This is a genomic window from uncultured Chryseobacterium sp., from assembly GCF_913776365.1.
GTDB lineage: Bacteria > Bacteroidota > Bacteroidia > Flavobacteriales > Weeksellaceae > Chryseobacterium.
In genome coordinates, this window is record NZ_CAJYMO010000283.1 from 30,366 (window position 1) to 41,825 (window position 11,460).

The 11,460-nt window shown below is 40.0% G+C and carries 10 protein-coding genes; all 10 read right to left on the reverse strand.

Features of this window, described 5'->3' with window-relative positions; all coding sequences use genetic code 11:
* Positions 1-105: 105 nt before the first annotated feature.
* Positions 106-2,007 (reverse strand): type IV secretory system conjugative DNA transfer family protein, encoded by a 1,902-nt coding sequence (locus QZ735_RS14875; protein ID WP_294249887.1) that lies wholly within the window; start codon positions 2,005-2,007, stop codon positions 106-108.
* A 114-nt stretch (positions 2,008-2,121) separates the two neighbouring features.
* Positions 2,122-2,826 carry a hypothetical protein gene (locus QZ735_RS14880; RefSeq protein WP_294249889.1) on the reverse strand — a complete coding sequence of 235 codons (705 nt, stop codon included), beginning with the start codon at positions 2,824-2,826 and terminating at the stop codon, positions 2,122-2,124.
* Positions 2,827-3,219: 393 nt separating this feature from the next.
* Entirely contained in the window at positions 3,220-3,513 is a 294-nt protein-coding gene (locus QZ735_RS14885; protein ID WP_294249891.1) for a hypothetical protein, read from the reverse strand.
* A gap of 145 nt (positions 3,514-3,658) precedes the next feature.
* Entirely contained in the window at positions 3,659-4,234 is a 576-nt protein-coding gene (locus tag QZ735_RS14890) for a hypothetical protein (RefSeq protein ID WP_294249894.1), read from the reverse strand.
* 346 nt (positions 4,235-4,580) lie between these two features.
* On the reverse strand, positions 4,581-6,863 hold the full coding sequence (locus tag QZ735_RS14895) for an SGNH/GDSL hydrolase family protein (protein WP_294249896.1): 2,283 nt from the start codon (positions 6,861-6,863) through the stop codon (positions 4,581-4,583).
* A 1,542-nt stretch (positions 6,864-8,405) separates the two neighbouring features.
* A complete protein-coding gene (locus QZ735_RS14900; RefSeq protein WP_294249898.1) occupies positions 8,406-9,068 on the reverse strand; it encodes a hypothetical protein in 663 nt (220 codons plus the stop codon).
* Between the two features lie 170 nt (positions 9,069-9,238).
* Entirely contained in the window at positions 9,239-9,607 is a 369-nt protein-coding gene (gene rplL / locus QZ735_RS14905) for a 50S ribosomal protein L7/L12 (RefSeq protein WP_100075645.1), read from the reverse strand.
* Between the two features lie 44 nt (positions 9,608-9,651).
* Positions 9,652-10,236, reverse strand: coding sequence for a 50S ribosomal protein L10 (rplJ, locus tag QZ735_RS14910; RefSeq protein WP_294249900.1), 585 nt, complete (start codon positions 10,234-10,236; stop codon positions 9,652-9,654).
* A 17-nt stretch (positions 10,237-10,253) separates the two neighbouring features.
* Positions 10,254-10,946 (reverse strand): 50S ribosomal protein L1, encoded by a 693-nt coding sequence (gene rplA / locus QZ735_RS14915; RefSeq protein WP_034702035.1) that lies wholly within the window; start codon positions 10,944-10,946, stop codon positions 10,254-10,256.
* 11 nt (positions 10,947-10,957) lie between these two features.
* The gene (gene rplK / locus QZ735_RS14920) at positions 10,958-11,404 is read right to left on the reverse strand and encodes a 50S ribosomal protein L11 (RefSeq protein WP_294249903.1); all 447 of its coding nucleotides are present in this window, start codon (positions 11,402-11,404) and stop codon (positions 10,958-10,960) included.
* Positions 11,405-11,460: the final 56 nt, after the last annotated feature.

The window sequence follows — 11,460 nt, forward strand, 5'->3', positions numbered from 1 at the left end:
GCATCAGTTTTTCAATCCAACCGTTTTTTATAATAAGGATTATGACAGGTAATATGTATTATTTTGCCGTAATCCCTGTCAACTGTCCGGTTAAAACCATGTATGCTAAAGTTTTATGCCCGGCGGCTTAACGGCAACGTCAGCTTCTTCACGGTAAATTCTATACAATTCATTTTCGATAAGAATGTCCACCTCTTTGACGATTCTTTCGAAATTCCCATTCAATATCTGATCGATGGATTCTTTTTCTATCACTGCCGGTATCTCTTTTCTTATCTGATCGGTACGTTTTTCCACCTCTATTTTTCCTCTGAAAATTTTTCTGCTGATCTCTTCTCCGAAATTATCTGCAACAACACCTACAAATTCTCCCTGGGAAAGCTGGGATATGACCGATACCGGAATGGCATATTCCAAATTTTCATTTATTGAATATGAATTATTGGTATCAATAGTGACATTTTTTAATTTCTGTTTTTTCTTTCCGAATATTTCCTGAAGCTTATTTGCCGTTTCACTTCGCACCGAACCGCTGAAAATATTTCCCACAATGTTAAATATGGTTTCGGCTACCTTATCGCCATAATCCCGTTTAAGCTGTTCAAGATCCTGCATCCCGATGGTAGTGGAGACTTTATTGGATCTGGCTGTTGCAATCAGGTTATCCAGTCCCATAAAATACATTGTCGGCAACTCATCCAGTATTACGGAACACGGTTGCCTTCCCTGTTGATTAATTTCTTTCAGAAGCTGGGTAACTACGAGTCCCAGAGAAGGGGAATTTGTAGTCTGGGTAGCAGGGGAATTTCCGATGATTAATATACACGGGCTTTCGGAACTGTTGATGCTCAATGAAATATTCTGTTCGGGATAGACATTATTGCCCATTACCCAGAACAATTCTTTTGTTGCCAGTTGTGACAGAGGTATTCTTGCAGAAGCTGTCTGGCCTGAAAGCTGTTCGTAAGCCTTTTTTGCCAAAGCATCGGCAAAGGGTGTCATAAAGAATCTTAATTCCGTGTACTTACCAAATACCTTGAAAACTTTTTCATCCGGTAAGGATGCTAATGATATGGCATGTGGCAATGTACAGAACTTACCATCTTCATAAATCCTCAGGAAATAGATACATGCAGCAAAATAAGAGATTGCGGACTGGGCAAAAAAATCTTTTTCAGTAATCCATTCTTTATTAAGATTAAACAATATGGTTTGTGAAGCTTCGATGGCATCTGCGGCTTTTCTGATCAGTTTAGGATCAAGTGGGTTCACAAAATTGGATTTTTCCAGATGGTCCAGAGAGACTACACAGAAACGGGGTTCTGTTTTATATTGTGCTTTGTAATATTCATAAAAAGCATAAGTCTCTTTAGCCAGTGCAGGAAATTTAAAATCATATACCATCATCGAAAACTCCTTCTGTATATGCTGCCGGATGAATTCTTCAATCACAGAGTAAGACTTCCCTGATCCAGGCGTTCCCAGAACCATGGTAGCCCTGAAAGGATTCACTACGTTGATGACTCCGTTTTCTGTTTTAAAATTTACTGAATAAGGATTTTTCTTAACGACTTTTTCCTGCTGGAAAACCTGGTTCTTATCATTGAATTCATCCTTTTTATCATAAAAATTGAAAAATTTCCTTAGCTTTAAAAAGGTGACTATGTAGATAATAAAAGAAAGAAATGTTATAACACTGTAAAATACAATTCCGGTTTTCAGAAATGATATGCCTAAGAAAATAACAAGGGATACTCCAGCAATAATAAGATTCTTTTCAAAAGAAGGACCATCTCCCACTTCTCTTTTTACTTCAAAACCAAAACAGCAGAATGAAATAATAGAAATGCTTAAAATCCTTGATAATAAAGGGTTTTTGATCAGTGGAAAAGTTCTGAATAACTTTATGATGAACATATCAATATATTCATTTCTCAGATCTTTTTCGGTAAGATAATTATATTCATTATAATAAATATCCACCAGAACAAGCAGTATACTTACCAAAAAAGAGAATATAATTAAAATGTCCAAAGAATATTTATCATTTTTCATTATATGCAGTTTGTAATTGAATGATTGGGATTGCAGATGCTTTTTTTATCAGGTACCAAGCAGGGATCAATTATCTTCCGGATCCGGAGAACCTCCTGTGCTAAAACGGTCTTGCTCCTGCGCAGCATTGCCGGCGTCTTTAGTGAGTGCACCTTCAAGCCCTTCGCTTCTGAAAAGATAATTTTCAATAAGTAATCCATGGGGATTATTTTCAGTTCTTGCAACATTATACAAATCGAATGAAGCATAGAAGAGACTTTTTGTCCTGACATTCTGATCAACTCTGGAAACACTAAGCTTTCCATAAACAGATGCATGGTAAGGATATTCCTTATCATTAATCCTTATGGAGTCTATTTCCAGCTTCTGAACCAAATTCTGAGATTGTATTCTTGCAAAATGCCCGTTCGCCTTAAAAGACAGATACAGCTGCTTTCCGGAATTTCCTATCAGATACAGAGCTTCATTTATATTCTTGTCATAACTGAACTGGTCATATCCGAAAAACAACCTGTGAAATACTTTGATATGATTCTTTATCTCAGGCAATCTGTAATTTTCATAGTCATGATCGGTACTGATAGAATTTGCAATGGCAGCCTGCCCCTTTTCAGTAATGATATAGATCTTTTCCGTAAACACTTTACTTACATAAATAGCCCAGGCCACACTGGAAACTATCGCTGTGAACGTAATAAGAGAACTGAAAAGCAATGCTTTTTTAATAATAGAATAAGACGAAGGAATTTCACGTAATTTTTTTAAATCCATTGGTATTTTAAGTGTTAGCAAATTATGATTCTGGCAGCAGAACCTCTGATCAGAGATAAAATTCAGACAAAATACTCCGGCTGCCGGAAAAGGAAGCCTGAAGATGTATGTGCCCTGATCAAGCCGTTTTAATCGGTACTCTATCTTCATAGAACTACCGGATACAGCCGGCATTCCCTGATTTTTTTAAAAGATAACAGTAGTATTAATCCATCGGTTGCTTTATATCAGTACAAAAGATAATATCCGCCGAATCCTGTGGGTAATGGTACTCGCTCATGTAAACAGGTCCTAAGGCAGTATCTGCTATGGTTGCTATTGCCGGAAAAACAGATCGACAAAGCGCCATGCCCATTTGACTCACTATAAATGCAGGTTTTAAAAAACCTGTATCTATACGAATACATGAGTAATAACATCAACCAAACCAAAGATGGCCAGGCCAATGACGAAACGGATAAAATTTTTCTGGGCCTGATCGTTCCCCTGCATATACTGGATGAATATCAGAAACGCACCCACAATTGCAAAAGCAGTTACTCCCGCATTCAGTGAAGTTTTAAGGGTAGTTGACCATTCTTTAATTTTTGTATCAATGCTTCCGCTTTGCTGGGAATATAATAAACTGCCCACCGGTAATAAGAAGAATGTAAGCACACTACTTTTGTTACATCTTAATTTTTTCATTTTCTGTATTTTAAAACGTTATTTGTTTAGGTTTATCTGTAACCGGAATACCTGTTAAATCCAGGTTCCGTTTCTGGCAATTGGTCACCAGCAATTATTCCGTCCATTATTGTTTTTAATTCACTTATATATACAACTGTATGAATCAAAATCTGTTTCGCATCATTCTTATATTCCTGTCATTGGCTTTCTGTATCTCTTGCTGTTGCATTCCGGGTTCTGATCCGGATGCGCCTTTTCTGATATCAGGATGAAGGCTGTTCAGCGGCTTAGTAAACATTGCCAGACCGGGTTCGCCCGTACCCGCAGCAGATTTCCTGACATTACTTTTACGGTCGGTGTTTGCAGATATTTCAGTATGCTGCTTCACATCATCCTTACGGATATCCTTTTTTTCCTGACGGTTGATATGCTCTATTATAGCGCCTGCCTCAGACGCCTTTTTATCAGAGCTTTTTTCTGCTTTCGGATGAGTATAGCTATGTGCTACTTTTGCACCTATTGCAGTAATACCGGTTATGACAGAAAGCATCATGAGTGCAATTCCCGCCGGAGGAAATAGTAGTGACATTGCCAGCCCGGCAGCCAATCCGGTTCCGGTAAACTTTACAGTTTTCTGAACGGCAGTACCATTTTCCCTGAGAGAATCGAGTAAACGCAGACTTTTTGCCTTTGTTGACTTTTCAGGCAGAGGGATATCAGTTGTTGTACTTTTTTTCATACCCCGGATATTTTCATAAAAATCCTGTTGCTTTATATTGGAGTCCGTTTTTTTCACATTTTCCAGCTGTCTGTATAATTCTTTGTTTTCCGTTCTGGGCATGTTGCTATTTTTTTAATATTCGAAGTATGAGGCAATAATATACCGTTTAAAATAAACCCTCTTCAGACCATAGACTGAATTATCTCTTATGTATCTTTCCTTTATGTACGCAGTCTGCCAGAACAGGAATTAAAAAAACGGGATGTGTGCAATGCAGGCCGCAGTTTTTTTATCCTCTACTGTATTTTGATTTAAATAATAAAATATCTAAAGTTTTCATAGCCGGATCATTTCATAAATCAGATCACAGACGTGTTGTCTTTATTTGTCCGTTCTGGAGTCCCGTTTCTACTGCATACACTTCTGTATTCTGTGCTATTTGCTGCACGACAGGAACGGCAAATGCATTCAGATCCATTGCAGCAATCTGTGAAGCGGGCTGAACCGGTTGAGCTGACAGCTGATTTTGCTGCACTTGAAGATTTACTGCCGGATCTGGCTGCATCTGCTGAGCTAATATTTGTTCTGCCTGAACCGGGAGCACCGGCGGCATCTGTTGTACTACCTCCTGCATTTGCTGAGCTATTACCGGACCTTGCGGCAGCTGTTGAGACGGCATCTGCCCTGTCTGAACCCATAGATTTTCTTGAGCATGCTGTGCGGCCACCTGATTGCTTAAAACCGGCGATTGCCCGGCCTCTGAATACATTTCAGAAATTAACGTGACATCCGGGTGGAATGATACGCTTTTCCGGATATTATCCGTAATATCTTGTTTTGTACTAACCTCTCCGACTGGCGATGCAGAGGCAGAAGGTATGACTTCCTTAATATCGGACTGGTTCTGTTGAACTGCCTGAGATATCTCATTGACCTGCAAATTGTGCTGATTCATCTGGATGGGTTGGCGTAGTATCCCCTGTAAAGGCAGATCCTGCTCCTGCTGAGGCAGGTGCTGTTGCTGTTGTTTCTCCTGCTCCATTTTCATCAATATCTCATTTGCTGACGGAAGCTCTTCAACAAGGTTACTAAATGGAATTCTCTCATCAGAAGAATTAACTTTCTTGTATTCGCTGAAAATTTCTGAATCGCCGAATGCCGTTTGTACATTCCGGATAAAATTATGACCGGGAGTTTCACCATAGGCTTCTATAATGCTGGATGCCATCTGCAAAGCAATTACCCGGTGCGCCCTTTCTGTCGGGTGCGCCTGATCCGAAGTAGCAACAAACCCCAGATTATTGGCTGTTATGTCCTCTATCAGTCTTCGGAATTCCGGATCCTTCGTCTCGTCCAATACCCTGGAAACCGCATCATACAGATCTGTATGGGAAGCATACAAGTCATCTTTTGTATCTTTAAGAAGATTGAAATCCTTTGAAGTTATTTTATCGGAGTCACTCCGTTGTTGTTTCGGAGCTATTTTATTGATTTCTCCCCTGATCCTGTCAATATCAGCCTGGCTCTTTCCGTTATAGGCTGTTTCATAGTATTTTGTTGCAAAGTCCAGCTGTTCCGCGTAGGTTCCATTCACCATCAATGCGTCACTGATGAACTTAATTTCCTCGGATATATTGCCTGTACGTGTATGGTTTTCTCTGATGCTTTCAATAACTACCTCAGTAGCTGTCTTATGAAGAGGCTTCTCATTATCTGTACGCAGTGCCGTTTTCAAAGGTTCTTCAATCCTCCCCCATATTTTCTTACCTTCCTCAGTTTGCCCATACATCTCTTTAAACTTCTTAAGTGTACCGACAAGTGAGGCATCCACTTCATCCGGTGCCTGATATTGTACTTTCATTCCTTTGCTTTGTGCAGCCTTAATGAGATGCAACTGGGAGAGATTGCTGCTTTTCAGCAACTCATTCATATCAACAAATTTTATATTACCTCCAGCATTTTCAAAATTTAATCTCAGATATTCATTAAGTTCATCATTAGCTTTCTGGGCTTCAAGCAATAGGGGTCTATCCTGTTGATTCACATACCGTACGGCTTCTTTCGGATCTGGATTATTGACAATCATAAAATATGCCTGGCGCCCATCTTTTTCAACAACTTTACGGGTATCATCCGTGAACTCTCTGATTTTTGCTGCCAGTTGTTCCATCTGTTCCGGCTTTTTTTCATCCGTAACCGTATCGTTCAGACCGGCCCAGATGATATGCAGTGTCCTTTCAGGATGAACATCCTCTTTGGCAAATTGTTTTAAATATTCTTTTTTCTGCTTATCTAGAAGTGTAAGCCCCATTTTTCCTGAAATTTTTTCACTTTCCCCGATTATCGCACCTCCCACCGCATAGTTTACAAAAGAAAATTTACCGTCAACACTTCCATGTGTTGAGTTATCTAGAGAAAAATGATTTTTTGTTAAAATATCAGTCGTTTTCTTGTCCTGATTATCGATAAAACTGGTACCGCCGGACCACTCCCAAAGGTAATCAGCCCAGTTCTTTGAGTCACTGTAACGCCCTACCTCATTCACCCGCATCAGATGTAAGAATCTTGCAAGAATACCTGATCCGGTATCTTTTTTTCTGCCAAGATCTGACATGCTGTCTCCGAAAATTGCGATTCTATCTATCATGATTAAAAAATTAATAATTAATAAATATTGTTGTACGATCAGCCTTCATTTTCCGTCCGGCAGATATTTCTTGTCTGCAAACTCACGCAGATAAAGTGTGTTACAGATGCGGGATCGCTTATCGCGTTCCAAGCAACCTGTTTTCGTCATTTTTACCTTATGCATGTACAATCTATAAACTGTTTTTTGACATATAAAGACTTTGTGTTTATTTCCAGTATGGTATCGTTATCATCCGTTAGTACCGGAATTCCCGTCGTAAGATTGGCTACCGGGCTACTGCCGATCTTTACCTTTGCTGATGCCAGTTATATTCTGATCACTGAGTTTCTGCATTCAGCAGGATAAAGTTTGTGTATAGATAAATTCATTATTTGTATGTATAATAATTATATTCTGAAAGGTTACGGATATGTACAGGCCTCCGGCGGTGGTCTGTTGCTGCAGGAAATACAGCTGTTTATAAGTATATAATAAGCCCTGCAGGCATCCGATGATATGCAGAACAACTGTTTTTTTAAAAAGGTACAGGCAAGAAGAACAGCCTGGCCAGCATGGATACATAACGTATTGATGAAAATAATTCTCTTCAGGAAGCCTTTCTCAGGATTGATGCATGCACCTCTAAAAGCAACACATACACCACTGTTGCGAATTCCCACCTGGGAATACATAATAACCAAAAGGAGGACAGCGAATGCAACAGAATAATTTTTTCTCATAATTTAATGCCTGATGATGAGGATGCCATAATCTTCAAGTCCCCAGATCTTCTATCATATTCTGACCCCAGTTTCAATTCACAATAGTATCAAATTCTACTTTTGAATGGATTGCTATTGATAGGTAACGTCAGATCACTTTATGACTGAGCGTCATTGTCTTTGGTCAGGAGCCGGCTACATTATTTTCTGGTAGGCCCGTCGTAAAAGAGTCTAGAAAAAACTGGCCTGCAAAACTTTCCCTCTTTTACTACTACAAAAATACTGCTTTAACACACCGGTTTTTTTCAACTTCAGTCTCATTATTAATACATAACTGTATAATTTTTAATACAAAACATCTACTAAATGAGATTAGAACTTTCCTTTTGCCGGTAAATAAATGATTCTGCCGGCAGGTCAGGAAGCCTCATGGTATTTCAGCAGCAGGCATGATTATTCTGAAACGCCCAGCAATTTCAGCTCATGACCGTCTTATCTTCAGGATCTTTCAGAATAATAAAGCGGACATGACAAATAAAAGCGGGCAGATAAAGCTGAGGATTACCATGTCCATTCCGGAAACGGAAAAGAATGCGGGCAAAAAAGGCGGTATAAAAGGATGAATAATAAAAAAGGTATCAGAAGCTACGTAAGGTCCGCTGCCAAAAGGCAAAAAATTTCCGATCAGGGGTTATCAGAAGCTCCTTAACAGTCCGGATTTATGCCTGCCTGATAATTGAGATCCAGAGTACGCCCGTGTAGTTGGTAAATATAATCTGAATGAGGCAAACAAAAGCATATTAGTTAAAGTATGATCTGAGCAAGCATTTCTATCTGGCTAATGACCGATGCTTTGGCTTTCATGGCACTGTATTTTTTTGGTATTATAATAAAAAAGGACCTGGTCCGTAGCAGAATGCCAATCTGCAATATGCCGGCAGAATGCCAGGCGGAAGACAGCATGTATGCTGTTCTCCGCAGAAGCCTGGATCAGCAGAGGGCCGTTCTGCTGAATCTGTTCCAATGACTCTTTTGCAGGCATAACCAAGGCAATATGCCCGGGTTTGTGCCGGTCAGGATTTTGCGCACAGGCTACCACCATAAATCCTTCATCCGCCATTTTCTGGGCTTCAGATAAAATATTCTTTGTTATGGGATACCATCCGTCATCTTTCGCCTGATCAGAATTCAGCCATTTAAACTGTGCATTGGCCAGAAGTTCCTGCTTGTGCTGCGGCGGTCTTAAGATATAGATGCCCTGCCGTTCACAGGCTGCTGCCACAAAAGCACTGCAATGAGTTCTTATTCCAGAAACGGCATCCGGATCATCCGGCTCACCGGTCTGCCAGTCGACGTGCCGGCCGGCCTGCCATTGATGAAGGACATCCATAGCCAGGTAAGAATCCCGTAATGCCTGTCCATAGGGAGTTATACGAAGGCTATCCTGACCGTAACTGTATACGGCAATGATAAGGAACACAAAAAAACCGGTCTTTTTCATATCTGCTTGGTAGGGTATAAGGCTGCAATTAACAAAGCTGAAAGATACTCTATTTAATAATCTGTAAAAATACAAGAATACAGATTTTTATGTGCCGCCAGTACGTCTTGAGAGGAAAGCAAAATGCCATCCCGGATGGGATGGCATTTTTATAAGGTAGGTAAAAAGAATTACTTCAATTCTACTTCAGCACCAGCTTCTTCCAATTGCTTCTTAAGCGCTTCAGCTTCGTCTTTAGAGATTCCTTGCTTGATAGCAGCAGGAGCTCCGTCTACGATATCTTTAGCTTCTTTAAGACCTGCACCGGTTAAATCTTTTACCAATTTAACGATAGCTAATTTAGAAGCACCTGCAGACTTAAGAATTACGTCGAATTCAGTCTTTTCTTCAGCAGCTTCACCAGCACCAGGACCAGCCATTACTACTGCAGCAGCAGCAGGCTCGATTCCGTACTCATCCTTAAGGATAGCAGCTAATTCGTTTACGTCTTTTACAGTTAGGTTTACCAGCGTTTCAGCTAAATTTTTTAAATCTGACATTGTTGTAATGTTTTTGTTGATTATTGATTATTTTTTGAGTGTAATTATTCAGCAGCAGGAGTTTCTCCTTCTGCAGCAGCTTCCGGAGCTTCGGTAGCCGCAGTTTCTTCCTGAGCAGGAGCCGCTTCTTCAGCGTTTGCTTCTGCAGATTCAGATTTGTTTTGAAGAGCAGAAACCACTCTCTGGATTGGAGACTGAAGCAATCCGATGATTTCACCGATCATTTCTTCTCTGGACTTGATGTTAGCCAGCATATCCAGGTTGTTGTCACCAACATAGAAAGTTTCCTGAACAAAAGCAGACTTCAATGCCGGCTTCTCTTCTTTCTTTCTGAACCCTTGGATTAATTTTGCAGGAGCATTTGCTGTTTCAGCGATCATCAATGCAGAGTTTCCTTTGAAAGTTTCGAACATTTCAGAGAAATCCACTCCGTCGATCTGCTCCATTGCTTTTTGCAAAAGGGTGTTTTTCACCACTTTTACTTTGATATTCTGTTTGAAAGCCTGTCTTCTGAAATCAGAAGATTTAGCTGCATTCAAACCGTCAAGATCTGCTACATAAACTACTTTGGCATCCTGAAGCAAGTCTTTGATCTCTTGTATCGCTACAACTTTTTGGTCTTTTGTCATTGTCTTAAGGATTTATATTAGTTAACAGATTTAGTATCGATTGCAATACCAGGACTCATGGTAGAAGACAGATAAATGCTTTTTACGTAAGTACCTTTAGCAGCAGTCGGCTTCATTTTAATCAGTGTGGAGATCAGTTCCTGAGCATTTTCCTTGATTTTCGCAGCGTCGAAAGATACTTTACCGATACCGGCGTGGATAATTCCGTATTTGTCTACTTTGAAATCAATTTTACCTGCTTTTACTTCAGTTACCGCTTTCCCGATTTCCATCGTTACAGTTCCTGATTTAGGGTTCGGCATCAGACCTCTTGGTCCTAAAACTCTACCCAATGGTCCTAATTTACCCATTACAGCCGGCATGGTAACGATTACGTCAACATCAGTCCAGCCTTCTTTGATTTTTTGTAAATATTCATCAAGACCTACATAGTCAGCACCCGCTTCTTTAGCTTCTGCTTCTTTATCCGGAGTTACCAAAGCCAATACTTTAACATCTTTACCGGTACCGTGAGGAAGGGATACAACTCCTCTTACCATCTGGTTTGCTTTTCTAGGGTCTACCCCAAGTCGAACAGCGATATCTACAGAAGCATCAAACTTGGTGGTGTTCACTTCTTTTACAAGAGCTGAACCTTCTTCCAGGTTATAGATTCTTCCTTTTTCTACTTTGCTTAAAGCTTCCTTTTGCTTTTTTGTTAATTTTGCCATTTCTCTAAGTTTTAAGCGTTAAAAGTTGGTTTAGTTCCTGTTACTCTTAATCCCATTGATCTGGCAGTACCTGCAACCATAGAAACCGCAGATTCCATTGTGAAGCAGTTAAGGTCAGTCATTTTGTCTTCAGCGATTTTCTTCACCTGATCCCAAGATACAGCCCCTACTTTGTTTCTGTTCGGTTCACCGGATCCTCCTTTGATTTTAGCCGCATCCATTAACTGGATTGCTGCAGGTGGGGTTTTAATAACGAATTCAAAAGATTTGTCTTCGTAAACTGTAATTACTACAGGTAAAACCTGACCTGGCTTGTCCTGGGTTCTTCCGTTAAATTGCTTACAAAACTCCATGATGTTCACACCTGCAGAACCCAATGCTGGACCTACCGGTGGAGAAGGGTTAGCTGCGCCACCTTTCACCTGAAGCTTTACCATTTTAAAGACTTTTTTAGCCATTGTTTGTTTTTTAAATTTGAATAATGAATGAGTTTGGAAGCATTATTATTCAGCAG